Origin of the sequence: Neptunitalea lumnitzerae, from assembly GCF_027924185.1 — a bacterium.
GTDB classification, from domain to species: Bacteria; Bacteroidota; Bacteroidia; order Flavobacteriales; family Flavobacteriaceae; genus Neptunitalea; species Neptunitalea lumnitzerae.
In genome coordinates, this window is sequence record NZ_BRVO01000002.1 from 69,798 (window position 1) to 87,560 (window position 17,763).

Consider the following 17,763-nt stretch of genomic DNA (forward strand, 5'->3'; position numbering starts at 1 on the left):
ATGCGAATTATTATTTAAATAGCAATAGTACTTAGCTCTGTTATATTTTCTATGTTATTGCTGTCTAATAGATATTGATATACTCCTGTGTCTCCCACCAGTATCAGTTGATTTCCATTTATAATAACATCAAATGCTTCTTTGTTAATACTTGTAACTAGTACGGAAGCTTCGGGATCTGAGACATCAAATATTTTTACTTCGTCATCACAAACTATTAAATAGTTATGGTATAATCCTAAACCTTTTGGGTATGTTAAATTTCTACTAGAAATTAATATAGGATTGGTTACATCGGTTACATCATATATTTCTAGGCTATTAATATTGTTACCGCACCAGGTTTCAGAATGTAGCGTTACAAAAGCGTGTGTTAGGTTAGCAACAACGGGGTCACACGAAGTAAAATGCCATGCTTCACTTAAATAACTTGGCATTTCTGCATTGTCTATAGCATAAATGTACATACCGTTATTAGAGCCAATGTATAAGTAGTTACGGTAGTTAAAAATAGTTTCAATATTAAAACCTATGTTTACGGTATTTACTAAAACCGGATTGGTGTTATTAGTTACGCTAAATACTTTTAGGTTACTGTGATCTACTGTGTACATGTAGTCTCCTACAACAATAAACCTAGCTAAAGAACCTGCTTTACCGGTATCACTACTTAAATTAGAAGAACTGAAGGAATCACTATCTTGACTACAAGCCATTAATAGCATAATGGTAAAAAAAGAGATGTAAAGTTTTTTCATGATTATTCTTTTAAGGTCCAGTTTACTATAATTTGATCGTTTCCTTCATAAAATTGATATCCATCTGGAGATAGCATTTGAGGAAAGGCATTTTCAATACGCTTTGTTATTTGAATAGTTTCTGAAGCATAATCCATTTGTAGTGCTACTAAATCTATTGCATTATTAATGTAAATGACATCGTTTTTAATGGCAATATCTGTAGCTCCAGGTACTTGAATAAAAGCTATCTGATTTGGGTTGGCAGGATTTGCGTTGTTGAAAACGTGAAAACCTTCATACTTTTCACCTATAAATAAGAAGTTGTCTTTTACATAAATTTTTCCGCTATTTTCAATTGATTTGCTTGGAGTAATTGCAACACTCTCCTGTAGCGCATCTCGTGTCATGTAAACAGGGTTGTACATAGATAATTCAAAAGAATCAACATTTACAATATCAACTTCGTCATTGGGTTCATACCAACAACTTTGTGCACTTACTAATAGTATTAGTGTGCTTAAAAGAATGAATGTTTTTTTCATGAAATAGAGTTTTCTACAAGATGCTCTAATCATAAAAAGGTTGCTTACTTAATTGGAAATTAGAAAATTAAATAACAGTGGTGTTTTAATTCTCCTTAATAGATACATTTTCAAATTCAATATCTCTGTCAATATCTTTTTTATAAGCTTCAATAAAGGCATTCTTTAAAATACCTCCTATGGTATGAAAAATACCCGATGAGTCTACGTTATTTAAGTCTCCCTCTACATTAATATTAGTTGCAAGGGTATCTTCTTTGTGATTTTTAAATAAGAATTTAAAAACACCTACAAAACCTTCCCATAGTTTTTTAAATATACTACTATCTTCTTTTTTAAAGGAGTCTAGTATTTTGACCTTTGTAAAAATGGGTTTAAAGTATCCTTTTAAATATCCATCGTTTATAACCATTTCACTATAAAGGTCAAATGAACCTTTTTCAAAATCAATACCAGCATAAGCTAGTGTAAGATCATTTAAGGCGGTTACATCTGCCTCTTCTAATTTAAAATCCAAATCTAAATCAGGTATTTCTTTTAATAAATTCAACCTGCCATTGAGGCTTACGTTTCCTTCGCCAAAACTAACAGCTGTACCTTTAATGGTAGAGGGAAGTTTTTTTTGTTGGTCTGTTACATTTTTCAGATTGGTGGCTGTTAAGTTTATATTCTGTAAGATTAAATCTATATCTGGTTCTTTATTTAATTGCATGAAGGAGAATGAGCCATTATTTACCATTAGTGTGTTAATGTCTATAGGAACTAAATCAGTTAGCGCTTTTGTCCAATCTTCGTTAGAAGGAGCTATGGTGTCTTGTTGCTGCTCTTCTAATATGTAATTTACAGTAGGTTTATACATTTCTATTTCACTAACAATTTTTCCTTTAAAAAGGGATTTCCATTGAATGGAAATATCCGTTTTTTTAAAATTTAGAAATGGTATGTTGTTGTTGCCATTAACCTTATCTAGGTTTAGCTCATGTATAACATAGGCTCCTCTAATAAGAGCAATGTCAATATCTTCTACGTGCCCATAATACCCAGGTAAATCGGCTAAAGTGTTATTTACATAGTTTTTTACTATAGTGGGTAATAGTAGTCTAAACACCAGCAAAAGTGCTACAATTATCAAAAATATATTTCGTGTTTTTTTCTTTTTAGACATCCTATTTTTTCTTTAATTGTATGAAATTACTGTTTAACTAGTTAAACTTTTTGAAAACGGTTTATAAATCTATCTTAAAATGAAAAAATTGATTTTAACCCTAGCTCTTGGGTTATTTGCCTTTATTGGTTCCGCACAGAAAAAAGGAAATGATTATTTATTGTTCTACTTAGGAGGGCAATCTAATATGGTAGGATATGGTTATGTAAAGGAATTACCTGATTCTCTTAGTAAAAAAATGAAAGACATTTATATTTTTGACGGCAATTCTGTAAATGATGGTACAGAAACTGGTGGAGGTTTGGGTATTTGGGCGCCTTTACAGCCAGGGCATGGTAGTAAATTTACATCTGACGGTAAGAAGAATAATTATTCGGAACGATTTGGTGTAGAATTAAGCTTTGCATATACCTTAAAACAAAAATATCCTGATAAAAAAATTGCCATTATAAAATATGCTAGGGGAGGTACCTCTATAGATAGTCTTGCTTCTAATGATTGGGCAGGTTGTTGGGAACCTGATATGAAAGGGAAAAAAGGATTGAACCAATACGATTATTTTTTAAATACTATGCAAAACGCCATGAGTGTTAAAGATATTGACGGAGATGGAAAAGAAGATAGGTTGATACCTGCTGGTATTTTATGGATGCAAGGGGAGCAAGATGCTACTTATGATGAGAAGGTGGCTATGGGGTATTATGGTAATCTTAAAAATTTAATGGGGTTACTAAGAGCTTCAATGCTTAGTAATGACTTACCTGTAGTGATAGGTAAAATTTCAGACTCATGGAATAGTGATACTGGTAAAGTATGGACATATGGAGAGTTGGTTCAGTATGCTCAAGAAAAGTTTGCAAGAACTGATGGCAACGCTGCTATAGTAAGAACCACTAGATATTACAAATATTCTGATACTTGGCACTACGATACAGAAGGTTATATTGATTTTGGGAAACAATTTGCATTTAAAATGTTAGAACTTATGAAATAGTTATTAATGGGCTAGTGTAAACGTAATTTTTTGATTTCAGTGTTTTGGTAGCTCAAGAGGTCTAGTTTAAATATTAGATAAAAAATACTTTTTAATAGATTTTATTGATTAATATTATTTTTAAACCGTTATAATTATTGTAAGTTTATATATAATTTAAAAGTAAAAGAAAACGTCATGAACAAAATTCTATATGCAACAGATTATTCGAAAAATTCTGTTTCGGCACTTAAATACGCTAATTACTTGAGTGAAGTAACAGGAGCTTCTTTAACTGTTTTGAATATATTGGAATACCCAACTATTTGGAATAGTGATGTGCCAAAACCAGCTTTTGAAGATTTCGAAAAAGGACCAACAGGAGCCTATAAAAAATTACTTTCTGAATTTTGCGAACAGCACCTTGGAAAAGAAAAGGCTGACAAAATTATCTTTGATACTGAAAAGGGAGACGATATAGAGGAAACCCTTAAAGCGTATGTGTTAAAAAATGATTTTGATGCAATATTATTAGGGGTGCATGGTATGAATCCTGTACAAGAATTTTTTATGGGTAGTACTACACAATCGTTAATTTCTAGCATTGATATTCCTGTGATAGCAGTACCAGAAACTGCAGCCTTAAAAGATTTTAAAACAGCTGTTTTTGCAACTTCATTAGACACTACAGATGTATCTACCATTAAAAAAGTAGTTCCGTTTTTAAAAGAAGTAGGGGCTACCCTTAAAGTGGTACACATTGCAGAAAAGAAAACAGATGAAAAGTTAAAGTCTATAGCTGCTTTTATGGAGCTGTTAAATGACGATGTTGACTATGCAACTAAAACTTTTGATGTAGTATATAACGAAGATATTTTACGAGGGCTTTTCAATTTTATTGATGCTCAAAAAGCAGATCTAATTATTATGAAAGAGCGTAAGGTACAAAGTAAGTTACGTGAATTATTTCATAAAGATTTAGTTAAGCGTATGGAGTCTCAAACAAGAATTCCTTTGATGAGTATAAAATAAAGAAAACTCAACTTTGATAAAATAAAAAACCGCCATTAGTGAAACTAAATGGCGGTTTTTAGATATATTAAGGTTGGTTAGTTACGAGTTTAACATTACCGGCATTACAAGCATGGTAATTGTTTCACCTTCATCCAATCCGTCTACAGGGTTTAAAATACCTGCTCTATTTGGTAATGACATTTCCAGCGTTACTTCATCTGCACCTAAGTTGTTTAACATCTCTGTTAAAAAACGAGAGTTAAAGCCAATTTGCATATCGTCTCCTCTGTAGTCACATGTAAGTCTTTCTTCTGCTTTGTTACTGTAGTCAATATCTTCTGCAGAAATATTTAACTCAGCACCAGCAATTTTCAAGCGTATTTGATGTGTAGTTTTATTAGAGAAAATAGAAACCCTTTTTACCGAGCTAAGAAACTGCGTACGGTCAATAGTAAGTTTATTAGGATTCTCTTTTGGTATTACCGCTTCGTAGTTAGGGTATTTACCATCTATTAATCTACATACCAACTCTACATTATCAAATGTAAATTTAGCGTTGCTTTCGTTGTACTCAATAAGTACATCACTTTCGCTACCTGCTAAAATACCTTTTAATAAGTTTAAAGGTTTTTTAGGCATAATAAATTCAGCTACTTGACTTGCCGTAACATCTGTACGTTGATATTTTACAAGTTTGTGAGCATCTGTCGCTACAAACGTTAAATTCTCTTGAGAGAATTGGAAAAATACACCACTCATTACAGGTCTTAAATCATCGTTACCGGTAGCAAAAATAGTTTTGCTAATAGCAGTAGCTAAGATATCACCCATAATAGTTGTAGAACTAGGGTCTGATAAATTCACCGTTTTAGGGAATTCCTCACCATCAGCATATGCTAATGCATATTTACCATGGTTAGAGCTAATTTCTACAGTGTTGTTTCCTTCCACTACAAAAGTAAGTGGTTGCTCAGGAAAAGTTTTTAACGTATCTAGTAATAGTTTTGCAGGTACTGCAATACTTCCTTCAGATTCCGATTCTACTTCTAAAGTAGTGGTCATGGTGGTTTCCAAATCCGATGCGGAAACTGTTAATTGATTGCTGGAAATTTCAAATAGAAAATTGTCCAGAATCGGCAATGTATTGCTATTATTAATAACACCTCCTAATACTTGAAGTTGCTTTAATAAGTACGAACTTGAGACTATAAATTTCATTAATTGTTCGGTTTATATTCAGAATTACAAATATATTTTAATTGCAAGTTAATGAGAAACAAACTTATTAACACTTATTTTGAATACTTTCTTTTACGTAAAAAGACAAATAGTACCCCAAATATAATTAATAAAACTATGGGAACCCCTATGTTTATTAATTTTATAGAGATTTCGTCTTCCTCTATTTTTTCATGATTTAAGAAAGCTAATTTTATTTCTTTTCCTCGAATGTTTATAAGTCCAGTATCATCTAACAGGTAATTCATGCAATTAATCAAGAAATCTTTGTTTCCATAGATCTGTTGTGTCCATGGATCAATACCGTTGGTTAATGGTTTTTTATTAGCATATGAATAGTTAATAACGTCTCCATCGCTAATAATAATCATTTTATTATCGGCACTTTCATTTAAGTTATTGGGTAACTCAACTGGCTTCACTCTATTTTTGTACACGCTGGTAAAAGAACCCTCTAAAAGTACCCCAGCTATTTGAGAACCATTCGTGAATTTCTCTGGCTGTAAATTACCTGAAAACTCATTCAGATGTATTTCTATTGGTGCACCTACAACTCTAGATTGCGGTGAGCTTTCTAATAAAACAGTTTTTTTAATTCCGTTTTCTAAAGTATCAATCTGATTAGCAAACTCAAGTTTAACTACGTTAATATTTTTATTTATAGGATGATTCTCTGGAGACATGGTAATAGGGCTAAACAACCATTCTAATGGCATGTTACCATTAGGTCCTTGTACTGTAATAGGGGTAGAAATTAAGTCTTCTATTAAGTTGTAATTAATACGTACCCCGTATTTAAATAATAAATCGTCTAAGTTTAACTGTCTAGGGAATGCAACAGTACTTTGTGTTTCATTTTGCAAACTGTCTAAATCTACAGCAACCTTATCTATACACCACAAGGTTTTGCCACCATACATAATGTACTGGTCTATTATTTGCTTTTCAACATCTGTAAATGCCTCTGTTGGTTTTGCTATTATAGCAGCATCAAATTGTTGTAGGTTTTTAAGAATTTGGTTAGGCTGATCTTTCAGTGAATCTAAATTGAACAATCCTAATCTATAATAGTCTTTTAAATTTAATAGGTAGTCAGACATATACTTGTCTTTTAACTCCCCATTCCCTTTGAAAATTGCAATTTTTTTCTTGTTCTCAAGCGTAAGTTTTGTAATTGCATCGGTTAGGTTATATTCTAATTGTTGTACCGATTTATTAATATTTTCTTCTCCGTCGCTTCCAAGGTTGTTTATAAGTAAAGGTACCCTAACGGTCTTTTGACCATAATTGGCCACTGCCCAAGGGAAAATTTGAGTAACCGATTTTTTACCATTTTCGCTTACGGGAATATTGGTAGGTAACATTCCTAGGCTAGTTAGGTAGTTAACCACTTCATCTGGGTTTTCTTCACCTTCTAATGGGTTAGTGAATGAAAAAATAATATTGTCATTTTCATTCTCATATTGTTCCAGTAATTGTTGTAGCTCATACTGTAACTTTTTAAACTGATTTGGGAAATCTCCTTGTAGTAAAACATCTATATATAAAGGGCTGTTTACATTTTCCAGCGTTTCCTTAGTGGTGTCAGAAAGTGTGTAGCGCTTGTCTTTGGTTACATCAAAACGTAGATAATAATCAGATAATCCCCAATTTACAACAACCAGTAAAAGGGCAACAACACATATTTGAACGGCGGTTTTTTTAAGCATTACTGGTGTAAGTTTTTAAGTTTTACATTAGTTAAGTACAAGAAGAAAAAAGTGAACGATAGAAAATAAATCATATCTCTTGTATCAATAATACCTCTACTTATATTTTCGTAATGAGCCTTCATACCAAAGCTGCTTATTAAAATAGGGTTGTCGCTAACACCTGTAGAACTCAGTAATTCAGGTCCGTATAGTAACAGAAAACAAATGCAAATGCTAATTATAAAAGCTACAATCTGGTTTTCAGAAAGGGTAGATGCAAAAAGACCAATAGCAGTATAAGCGCTCATTAAAAAAATAAGACCTAAATAAGAACCTAAGATACTTCCTAAGTCTAAATTACCAATAGGAGCTCCTAAATTGTAGACAGTGTATACATATAAAAGAGTAGGTATAATAGCTATAAGCGTTAAAATAAAAGCCCCTAAAAATTTACCCCAGACTAACGATGGTAGTCCAATAGGTTTAGTGAATAAAATTTCTAGCATCCCTTGTTTTTTCTCCTCAGAAAATCCCTTCATAGTTACTGCCGGAATTAAAAAAAGTAACAACCATGGAGCTAAAAAGAAGAAGCCGTTAATTTCGGCAAAGCCGTTATCTAAAATATTATATTCACCCTTAAATACCCATAGGAATAAACCGCAAGCGGTTAAAAATACTCCGATGACTAAATAGCCAATAGGAGAGGCAAAAAAGGAATTAATTTCTTTTTTTAATATCGCGTACATATGTGCAAAATTAAGCTAATGAAACAAGTTTATCAACGCTCCAGGCTTCAGCTTTATTGCTAAACCATGATTTGGTTATTTTCCAAACCCCTTTAAATAAATCAGAGTTGCGGTAATTTTCCAAAGCAGCTTCTTCTGTCCAATAGCTGTAAGTAAAAAATATTTGTGGATTGTTTTTATCTTGGTAAAGTTCTAAGTACTCACAACCTTCAAAGCTTCTTATAAAGCTTTTCTTTTCTTCAAAAAAAGCTTTAAAGTCTTCTATTTTTTCAGGTTGAAATGTAAGTTTTACAATTCTAATAAACATACGTATTACTTGAAATTTATAAAAACAGTATCTCGGTATCTTAGTCCTAATAAAGAAGAAGCACCTCCTACAGTTTGCAAATTACTTTTATATATAGCCAATTCAAGATACCCTAACTCGTTAAATAGAGCTAAACGCTTTCCATCTTCATCACGGGTTTCTTTAGGAATGGTAAAGTTAATACTCTCACTATACCTATTGTAAATTTTGCTAAACTTATAGTTTCTTACACTTATTTCAAAGTTTCTACCCTTTCTAATAAGGTCAAACCAATTTTTGGTAATGTTGGTAATTACGTTTCCGTAGTTGTCAATATAAATTACATTACCTGTAATTAGGTCTTCTTTTGCATTTAAAATAGGGGTAAGGTCTTTTACTTCTTTCACCCCTCCAACTTGTCTGCCTAACAATTCTAATCTTCCTCCGCGTGCTATGTGGCAGGCAGCTTTTACAAAAACATCCGTAGCACAAAGGTCTTTATCAGGTAAGCTAATGGCAATAACTTGTTCAAAATTTTCTGCAGGAGCTATAAGTGATAAGATACCATTGTCGGCTCCAATAAAATAGTGACCATCATAAGCAGCAACAATATGTTTTTGCTCTGGTGTTTGCTCATCATCAATTCCAATAATATGAATACTCCCTTTAGGAAACTTTTTATAAGAGGTTTTTAAAATATAAGCACCTTCATGAATATTAAAAGGACTTACAAGATGTGATATATCTACTATAGTAGCATTTTCTAACTCAGAGTATATGCCTCCTTTTAAAACGGCTACGTAAGGGTCTTTAAGACCAAAGTCTGATGTAAGAGTAATAATAGCCATAAAAGTTACAGTGCCGAATGCCTAAATAGTAAGGTGAAATTCAGTTTTTAATATTCAACAATAAGTTGTTCATAAATCAATCACAAACGTACAAAAACTAGCTAAAATTTTAGTACTTTGTAGTAGATTAATATTTAAATATATTAACAATTGATAACTAAAATTATTCTAGCTTTTGAACGAAATCATAATTGAACTTACCGAGGTGAATCCAAGAGATTTTTTTGGAGAGAGAAACCAGAATATTGAAATTTTAAAGAAATATTTTCCTAAGCTAAGGATTGTTGCTAGAGGGAATAAAATTAAAGCCTTTGGGGAAGAAGGTATTTTGGAAGAGTTTGATAAACGGCTAGATATGCTTGTTACCCATTTTGGAAAGTATAATAATTTAGATGAGAATACTATTGAACGTATTTTAACGTACGATTCTAGAGAGGCATATGAAGGTGCAAGTACAGATATGGGGGAGATTCTGCTTCATGGGGTAAGTGGTAAAATTATAAAAGCACAAACAGTAAACCAACGGAAGATTGTAAACCTGATGAAAAAGAATGATATGCTTTTTGCTATTGGGCCAGCGGGTACAGGTAAAACGTATACCGGGGTGGCATTGGCTGTAAAGGCATTGAAGGAAAAGCAGGTGAAAAGAATTATAATTACCAGGCCAGCAGTAGAAGCAGGGGAGAACCTTGGTTTTTTACCTGGAGATTTAAAAGAAAAGTTAGACCCCTACATGCAACCACTGTATGATGCCTTAAGAGATATGATTCCTGCTGAAAAACTGGCGAGTTATATTGAAAAGGATATTATTCAAATAGCTCCTTTGGCATTTATGAGGGGTAGAACCTTAGATAATGCTTTTGTAATATTAGATGAAGCTCAGAATACTACCCATGCTCAAATGAAAATGTTTTTAACGCGTATGGGAAAAAATGCTAAGTTTATGATTACAGGAGATCCTGGGCAAATAGATTTACCAAGACGCGTAATTTCTGGGTTAAAAGAAGCCTTGTTGGTATTAAAAGATACCTCAGGAATTGGAATTGTGTATCTAGATGATAAAGATGTAATTCGTCACCGTTTGGTAAAAGAAATTATAGAAGCTTATAAAAAAATAGAGCACGATAATTAACAACTGATAAAGCTGTGTATCTTTGCAGCTTTAAAACTTAAAAACACATGAATACAATTACTAGCTCTAACTTTACATTTCCCGGACAAAAGTCGGTATATAAAGGGAAAGTGAGAGAAGTGTATAATATAAACGATGAGTTGTTGGTAATGATTGCCACTGACCGTCTTTCTGCTTTTGATGTAGTGATGCCTAAGGGTATTCCTTTCAAAGGGCAAATATTAAACCAAATTGCTACTAAATTTATGGAGCAAACTAAAGATATTGTTCCTAATTGGTTAATGGCTACGCCTGACCCAAATGTTGCAGTAGGGCATTTATGTGAGCCTTTTAAAGTTGAAATGGTAATACGTGGTTACCTAAGCGGGCACGCAGCTAGAGAATACAAGGCTGGTAAGCGTTTGCTTTGTGGTGTTGCTATGCCAGATGGTTTAAAAGAAAACGATAAGTTTCCAGAACCTATTATAACACCTTCTACTAAGGCGGATAATGGAGAGCATGATGAGGATATTTCTCGTGAAGATATTTTAGCTAAAGGTATTGTTAGTGAAGCAGATTATGTTCAATTAGAAAAATATACCCGTGCATTATTCCAAAGAGGTACGGAAATAGCTGCAGAACGCGGACTTATTTTAGTGGATACCAAATACGAATTTGGTAAAACTAAAGATGGTAAAATTGTTTTGATTGACGAGATACACACTCCAGACTCATCTCGTTATTTCTATGCAGAAGGATATGAAGAGTTGCAAGCAAAAGAAGAGCCTCAAAAACAATTGTCTAAAGAGTTTGTACGTCAATGGCTTATTAGCAATGGTTTTCAAGGCAAAGAAGGACAACAGATTCCTGAAATGACAGATGCTTATATAGAAACTGTTTCTGAGCGTTATATTGAACTATACGAAAACATTATGGGAGAGAAGTTTGTAAAAGCAGACATCACTAATATTGAAGAGCGTATAGAGAAAAACGTATTAGCTTATTTAAGTAAATAATCTGTTTTTAAAACATATACGAATCCCTCTGAGTTATCAGGGGGATTTTTTTATAGTGTAGTAAACTTTGGGGTCATTTGTTGCGTTTCAACTATATCACCATTTCTATAGTAAAGCACTTTCTGTATGTCTCCGTTGTAGGTGTTATAGAAAACCCATTTTCCTTCTTCTTTTCCATTTTTAAAGCGTCCTTTTAGTTGTATCTTACCATTTGGAGCATAGTTTACAACCTTACCTTCTAATACACCATTTTTAAAATACTCAACAGCTTTTACCTTACCGTTTAGGTGAAAGGTTTTCCAAGTTCCAATTTTAATATCGTTTGCTACCTGTCCTATTTGAGAAGGTTTACCGTTATCAAAATAGTATTTCACACTACCGTTAGGTACTCCGTTCTTATAAACTGTAGCTTCTCTTAAATTTCCGTTGTTATAGTACTTTTTAACCTTACCTACTATAAGTCCTTTTCTAAATTTTATTTTACATAGTAATTTGCCATTTGGGTATTTGGCAGTACAAGTACCATTAAAAGCTTCATCTTTTAAAAACCAAGTATTTTCTACTTCGGTTAATCTATCACAGTTGCATTTTTTTCTTTTACTATTGTTTTGGGCAAATGTTATACAAGAGGTTATTAATAAGCATATAAGAAATAATTTTTTCATGTTTTTTTTAAAATATACATGAAAGCCTAAAATTATTGTTTTAAAGTACTACTAAAAAATGTTTTGTATATATTAAATTTGTCTAAATATATGTTTGTTTTAAAATATTTCTTAAACTATTGTATGTGTTTTTATGATATAAGTGTTATTTTTAAAGTGTTAACAAACAACCTATTGTATGCGTTTTTTAGTTAAGTATTTAATTGCTTATTCTCAACTTTATTATTATCGTTTTAAGAAAAGTTCTGGAACTACGTCTTTTGTTAAAATGTATCCTACTAAAAGCTTTAGTAGTCCGTACCATAGTAAGTGGATGAAGCCACATTATTGCAAGCGCCTACACCATTTTATAGCAACGCCCTTACGTAGGAATGATGTTGTTTTTATAGGGGATAGCATTACGGAACAAGGTATACATTGGGATAAAAAATTTGGGATACGCAAAGTTAGAAATAGGGGAATTTCTGGAGATATGACAGATGGTGTTTTGCATAGGCTAAATGAAATAGCTTATTACAAACCTAAAGCAGTGTTTATACTTATCGGGATTAATGATTTAAATAACTATTATGAAACCCATCAAGGGAATAAGAAGAAGTATAAGAAAGCAGTACCTTCTGTTGGTTATATTCCCCGAACAATTTTAAAAATCACTCAGAAAATTAAAGAATCTACACCAGAAACAGATGTGTATGTAAGAACAGTGTTGCCTACGGACAGACCGGTTCTGGTAGATCATATTATTAAGATTAATTCAAAAATTAAGAAGAATGCAACTGAAGGAGGGTATACGGTAATAGATTTATACAGTGCCTTTGCAGCGCCTAATAATTTAATAATAGATGCGTATACCAGAGATGGTTTGCATTTGAGCTCTGAAGGATATAAACATTGGGTTGCTTTTGAAAAGGATATTGTAAGACAGTATCGACAGTAGGTGAACATGATAATTCTGAATCAAGTTCAGAATGACGTTTATTGATGTTGTGATGATGAAACTTCCCGTCACCCTGAATTTAGTTCAGGGTCTCATTGGAGTGAATTTTTCATCACTTAGATAAGTAAGTTAGAAAGTCTATTTTGTATTTATGAGCTAGTTGTAGGATTCTGAATCAAGTTCAGAATGACGTGTATTGGTATTGTGTTGGAGAAACTTCCGTTACCCTGAATTTATTTCAGGGTCTAATCTTATTGATAGCCTAATCTAGGTGTGCTGAAAAAAAAATTTCAGAGAGAATATTATTTTTAAACATAAACTTAAAAACGTATGTATTTTCTAAATTACCAACCTCTATGGTATCATTGTTTACTTTTTGTTTTATAATTTTTTCAAATTTACTTTTGGGAATACCTACAGTTATATAGTTGCCTATAAAAAAGTTATTATCTGTTATTTTTGCTTTATACAAGGTTTCTTTAAAACTTGATTTATATATTTCAAAGTAGCTTTTTTTGAAGCTTTTCTTAACAAGTGTATCAATGATTAAAGTGTCTTTGATATGTTTATTTTTTATAGTTTCTTTTTTTGTTTTTAATAAGTGTTTTGAAGTAAGAACATACAAATCATTCAAAAAAGTTTCTGTTAAGGAATCATTAGAAATATAGTTGGTTTTTTCAAGCTTCACTTTTGATGTGCTCGTAGATTTGATGCTATCATTCTCTACTTTTTGGTTGCAACAAATTAATGAGCAAATTATTCCTATAAAGACTAATTGTTTCAGATGTCTCATATTAATTTTTTTTAAATATATATAAAAAATAGGGATGTTAAAATGTAATTTTTTGTAAGCTACTTGTGAGATTCTGAATCAAGTTCAGAATGACGTTTATTGGTGTTGTGATGATGAAACTTCCGTCACCCTGAATTTAGTTCAGGGTCTCATCAGAGTTAGTTTAACGATAAAATTAATTGTATTGACAAAATAATTTTTTTCAAATTTCCCTTTTCAATAAAAACTTTAAATTTGAGTAACTTCTTTAGGATAGAGATTTGTGGAGATTCAATATTAATAATCTAGTAGTAAAATGGCTAAACCAAGGATATTTATTAGTTCTACTTATTATGATTTACGTCAAGTAAGAGCGGATATAGAAAGATTTATAAAAGATTTAGGTTACGACCCTGTACTTAACGAACATGGAGATATTCCATATGGTAGTGAAGATAAACTTGAGGATTATTGTTATAAAGAAATAAATAATGTAGATATCCTTGTTTCAATTATTGGTGGTAGATATGGAACGGAAAGTAATAAGGAAAAAAATTCCATTTCTCAAATGGAATTAAAAACTGCATTTGAATTGAATAAGCAAGTATATATTTTTATTGAAAAGAGCATTTATAGTGAATACTATTTTTATTTAAAAAATAAGGGCAATGATAGTGTTAAATTGTATTATGCTGATAATATAAAAATTCATGAGTTTATCGATATGGTAAAAGCTTTACCAAATAATAATACCATACATGGGTTTGAAACTTCATCAGATATAACACAATTTTTAAAGGTACAATGGGCAGGATTGTTTCAAAGATTTTTACAAGAACAAACTAGGTTAAAGGAGTTGAACGTAATAAAGGGTATTGAAGCTACTTCAAAAACATTAAATCAACTAGTAACTTTTTTAACAGAAGAGAAAAGAGGAACAAATGAAGCTATTAATGAGATTCTTTTAAGTAATCACCCAGCAATGGAACAGATAAAAGTTTTACTAAGTATTCCGTATAGGGTGTTTTTTATGAATTTAGAAGAGTTCACGGATTTGATAATCGCAAGAGGTTTTAAAAAGGAGCTTACTTTCGAAAATCATGTATTTGTTCAGCAGAAGAAATCATCTAAAATTACTTTAACTGTTGATGAATCTATATTTAATGGAGATGGTAAGTTAAAAGTCTACACAAAAGAAGAGTGGAAGACAGAATATATCCAGATAGAGGAGAAAGAAGATGAAGATGAATTTGGGGATTTACCTTTTTAAATAAACTATAATGTTTTTTATTTACTATGAAGAACCGGCTCATAAGAGGCGGTTCTTCATAGCAATTTTTAATTTATACTTGTAATAGTGAAGTTCAATTCACTAACTCAGATTGATTTCTAAATACCAATTCATCATCAAAAGCATCTAGTAGTATAATACTTTCGGTAGTAATGGTTCCTTTTAAAATTTCTTTAGAAAGGGCATTCAGTACCTCACGTTGTATTACACGTTTTACAGGTCGGGCTCCAAATTGCGGATCAAAACCTGCTTTGGCTAAATGCATAATAGCTTCGTTGGTGGCGTCTAAAGTAATGTTTTGTTTCGCCAACATTTTAGAAACTCCTTTCAATTGTAAAGCAACAATTTCAGAAATGTTATTAGCGGTTAAAGGTGTAAACATTACAATGTCATCAATACGGTTTATAAACTCTGGTCGTACCGTTTGTTTTAATAAACCAAGCACTTCCACTTTAGCTATTTCTATAGCTGCATCTACATCTTTGGTAGCTTCAAATTTTTCCTGAATAATATGGCTACCCATGTTACTAGTCATAATAATAATGGTATTCTTAAAGTCGGCAATTCTACCTTTGTTATCGGTAAGTCTACCTTCATCTAATACCTGTAATAAAATGTTGAAGGTATCAGGGTGTGCTTTTTCAATTTCATCTAACAATACTACAGAGTATGGTTTTCTGCGTACAGCTTCTGTTAACTGTCCACCTTCATCATAACCAACATATCCCGGAGGCGCACCTACCAATCTACTTACACTATGACGCTCTTGGTACTCACTCATATCAATTCGGGTCATTGCGCTATCATCGTCAAATAAGTACTCAGCAAGGGCCTTCGCAAGTTCTGTTTTACCAACCCCAGTAGTACCTAAAAATAGGAATGAACCAATGGGTCTGTTAGCATCTTGTAACCCTGCACGACTTCTTCTGATAGCATCAGACACTGCTTGAATAGCTTCTTCTTGTCCCACTACACGTTTATGTAGCTCATCCTCAAGGCGCAACAATTTTTCGCGTTCGCTCTGTAGCATTTTCGTAATAGGGATACCTGTCCATTTAGCTACTACTTCAGCAATATCATCATTAGTTACTTCCTCTTTAATCAAGGAGTTATCTTCTTTTTCTTCAAGTGTTTCTTGAAGTTTATTAAGTTCTTCTTGAGCATCTTTAATCTTTCCATAACGCAATTCTGCTACCTTACCATAGTCACCTTCTCTTTCGGCCCTTTCGGCTTCCATTTTATAGTTTTCAATAGCCTCTTTGGTAGCTTGTACTTTATCTACTACGTCTTTTTCAGACTGCCATTTTGCATAGATGGTATTGCGGTCTTCTTTTAAGTTAGCAAGGTCTGCATTTAACGATTTCAGTTTTAATTCGTCCTTCTCACGTTTAATGGCTTCAATCTCAATTTCAAGCTGCATTATTTTTCTATCTAATACATCTAGCTCTTCTGGTTTAGAGTTGATTTCCATACGTAATTTAGAAGCAGCCTCATCCATTAAGTCAATAGCCTTGTCTGGTAAAAAACGATTGGTAATGTAGCGTTGTGATAATTCTACAGCTGCAATAATAGCTTCGTCTTTAATACGTACTTTATGGTGGGTTTCATACTTCTCTTTAATACCACGTAAAATAGAAATAGCACTTTCAGTATCAGGCTCATCTACAGTTACCTTTTGGAAACGACGCTCTAAGGCTTTGTCTTTCTCAAAATACTTTTGGTATTCATCTAGGGTAGTGGCACCAATAGCTCTTAACTCTCCACGTGCTAAAGCAGGTTTTAAAATGTTAGCCGCATCCATGGCTCCTTGTCCGCCACCAGCACCTACAAGGGTATGTATCTCGTCAATGAATAATACAATATCGCCTTCGGCTGAGGTTACTTCTTTCACCACTGCTTTTAAACGCTCTTCAAATTCTCCTTTATACTTAGCACCTGCAATAAGAGCTCCCATATCTAAAGAGAATATAATTTTATTCTTTAGGTTTTCAGGTACGTCTCCTTGTACTATACGGTGAGCTAAACCTTCTGCAATGGCTGTTTTACCCACACCTGGTTCACCAATAAGCATTGGGTTGTTTTTGGTTCTACGTGAAAGAATCTGTAAGATTCTACGAATCTCTTCATCACGACCAATAACTGGGTCTAGCTTACCAGATTCTGCTAAATCGTTTAAATTTTTAGCATACTTGTTTAGAGAGTTATATGTTTCTTCAGCACTTTGTGAAGTTACTTTTTCTCCGTTACGCAATTGCTTAATTGCTGCTGTAAGGTCTTTTTCCGTTACTCCTTGATCTTTTAAAATCTGAGCTATTTTACTTTTAGATCTGAATATGGCAATAAGCATATGCTCAATAGACACATACTCATCTTCCATCTTTTTAGCAATGCTTACTGCTTCTGTAAGGGCAATACTTGCCTCACGAGAAAGCATTACTTCTGCACCAGAAACTTTGGCAAAGCTTTGTAAGGTACTTTCTAGTATCTGTTGTAATAGGTCTACGTTTACATTCAATTTCTTTAAAAGAAATGGTAAAACGTTTTCATCAACTTCAGAAATAGCTTTAAAAATATGCTCATTTTCTATTTGTTGATGTCCATACCCATGCGCAATTTGTTGCGCCTGTTGTATGGCTTCTTGTGATTTAATTGTGAAATTATTAAAATTCATAGCTTTTATCTTTTCCTTAAATATTTTTACTTTTGCTAGGAGAATAGCAATTGTTG

The 17,763-nt window shown here is 32.6% G+C and carries 17 protein-coding genes; 6 read left to right on the forward strand and 11 right to left on the reverse strand.

From position 1 onward, the window contains the following. Positions 1–14 precede the first annotated feature (14 nt). The 3 genes from Y10_RS07870 to Y10_RS07880 form a co-directional block, all read right to left on the reverse strand. Positions 15–758 (reverse strand): LVIVD repeat-containing protein, encoded by a 744-nt coding sequence (locus Y10_RS07870; protein WP_281764839.1) that lies wholly within the window; start codon positions 756–758, stop codon positions 15–17. 2 nt (positions 759–760) lie between these two features. Beyond that, positions 761–1,282, reverse strand: a complete 522-nt coding sequence (locus Y10_RS07875) for a hypothetical protein (protein ID WP_281764840.1) — start codon at positions 1,280–1,282, stop codon at positions 761–763. An 85-nt stretch (positions 1,283–1,367) separates the two neighbouring features. Then, positions 1,368–2,447, reverse strand: coding sequence for a DUF748 domain-containing protein (locus Y10_RS07880; protein WP_281764841.1), 1,080 nt, complete (start codon positions 2,445–2,447; stop codon positions 1,368–1,370). Positions 2,448–2,526: 79 nt separating this feature from the next. Here Y10_RS07880 and Y10_RS07885 point away from each other — a divergent pair, with 79 nt between their 5' ends. Further along, positions 2,527–3,441, forward strand: a complete 915-nt coding sequence (locus tag Y10_RS07885; RefSeq protein ID WP_281764842.1) for a sialate O-acetylesterase — start codon at positions 2,527–2,529, stop codon at positions 3,439–3,441. A gap of 177 nt (positions 3,442–3,618) precedes the next feature. Continuing rightward, positions 3,619–4,452 (forward strand): universal stress protein, encoded by an 834-nt coding sequence (locus Y10_RS07890; protein WP_281764843.1) that lies wholly within the window; start codon positions 3,619–3,621, stop codon positions 4,450–4,452. An 81-nt stretch (positions 4,453–4,533) separates the two neighbouring features. On the opposite strand, the gene dnaN is transcribed toward Y10_RS07890, so the two are convergent. The 5 genes from dnaN to Y10_RS07915 form a co-directional block, all read right to left on the reverse strand. Then, a complete protein-coding gene (dnaN, locus tag Y10_RS07895; RefSeq protein ID WP_281764844.1) occupies positions 4,534–5,652 on the reverse strand; it encodes a DNA polymerase III subunit beta in 1,119 nt (372 codons plus the stop codon). A 74-nt stretch (positions 5,653–5,726) separates the two neighbouring features. Further along, on the reverse strand, positions 5,727–7,382 hold the full coding sequence (gene gldG / locus Y10_RS07900; RefSeq protein ID WP_281764845.1) for a gliding motility-associated ABC transporter substrate-binding protein GldG: 1,656 nt from the start codon (positions 7,380–7,382) through the stop codon (positions 5,727–5,729). After that, the gene (gene gldF, locus Y10_RS07905) at positions 7,382–8,110 is read right to left on the reverse strand and encodes a gliding motility-associated ABC transporter permease subunit GldF (protein ID WP_281764846.1); all 729 of its coding nucleotides are present in this window, start codon (positions 8,108–8,110) and stop codon (positions 7,382–7,384) included. Before gldF ends, gldG begins: the two co-directional genes overlap by 1 nt. 10 nt (positions 8,111–8,120) lie before the next feature. Then, positions 8,121–8,417 (reverse strand): putative quinol monooxygenase, encoded by a 297-nt coding sequence (locus Y10_RS07910; protein WP_281764847.1) that lies wholly within the window; start codon positions 8,415–8,417, stop codon positions 8,121–8,123. Positions 8,418–8,422: 5 nt separating this feature from the next. Beyond that, a complete protein-coding gene (locus Y10_RS07915) occupies positions 8,423–9,244 on the reverse strand; it encodes an SAM hydrolase/SAM-dependent halogenase family protein (protein WP_281764848.1) in 822 nt (273 codons plus the stop codon). Between the two features lie 175 nt (positions 9,245–9,419). On the opposite strand from Y10_RS07915, the gene Y10_RS07920 reads away from it, so the two are divergent. Both Y10_RS07920 and Y10_RS07925 read left to right on the forward strand, forming a co-directional pair. Beyond that, positions 9,420–10,376 (forward strand): PhoH family protein, encoded by a 957-nt coding sequence (locus Y10_RS07920; RefSeq protein ID WP_281764849.1) that lies wholly within the window; start codon positions 9,420–9,422, stop codon positions 10,374–10,376. A 47-nt stretch (positions 10,377–10,423) separates the two neighbouring features. Then, a complete protein-coding gene (locus tag Y10_RS07925) occupies positions 10,424–11,371 on the forward strand; it encodes a phosphoribosylaminoimidazolesuccinocarboxamide synthase (RefSeq protein ID WP_281764850.1) in 948 nt (315 codons plus the stop codon). A 50-nt stretch (positions 11,372–11,421) separates the two neighbouring features. On the opposite strand, the gene Y10_RS07930 is transcribed toward Y10_RS07925, so the two are convergent. Next, a complete protein-coding gene (locus Y10_RS07930; RefSeq protein ID WP_281764851.1) occupies positions 11,422–12,036 on the reverse strand; it encodes a toxin-antitoxin system YwqK family antitoxin in 615 nt (204 codons plus the stop codon). Between the two features lie 178 nt (positions 12,037–12,214). On the opposite strand from Y10_RS07930, the gene Y10_RS07935 reads away from it, so the two are divergent. Beyond that, positions 12,215–12,973, forward strand: coding sequence for a GDSL-type esterase/lipase family protein (locus Y10_RS07935; protein WP_281764852.1), 759 nt, complete (start codon positions 12,215–12,217; stop codon positions 12,971–12,973). Positions 12,974–13,235: 262 nt separating this feature from the next. On the opposite strand, the gene Y10_RS07940 is transcribed toward Y10_RS07935, so the two are convergent. Beyond that, the gene (locus tag Y10_RS07940; RefSeq protein WP_281764853.1) at positions 13,236–13,766 is read right to left on the reverse strand and encodes a hypothetical protein; all 531 of its coding nucleotides are present in this window, start codon (positions 13,764–13,766) and stop codon (positions 13,236–13,238) included. A gap of 295 nt (positions 13,767–14,061) precedes the next feature. Between Y10_RS07940 and Y10_RS07945 the strand changes: the two genes are divergently transcribed. Then, entirely contained in the window at positions 14,062–15,015 is a 954-nt protein-coding gene (locus Y10_RS07945) for a DUF4062 domain-containing protein (RefSeq protein WP_281764854.1), read from the forward strand. Between the two features lie 94 nt (positions 15,016–15,109). Here the strand turns inward: Y10_RS07945 and clpB are convergent, their stop codons facing one another. After that, positions 15,110–17,707, reverse strand: coding sequence for an ATP-dependent chaperone ClpB (clpB, locus tag Y10_RS07950; protein ID WP_281764855.1), 2,598 nt, complete (start codon positions 17,705–17,707; stop codon positions 15,110–15,112). Between the last annotated feature and the right edge of the window lie 56 nt (positions 17,708–17,763).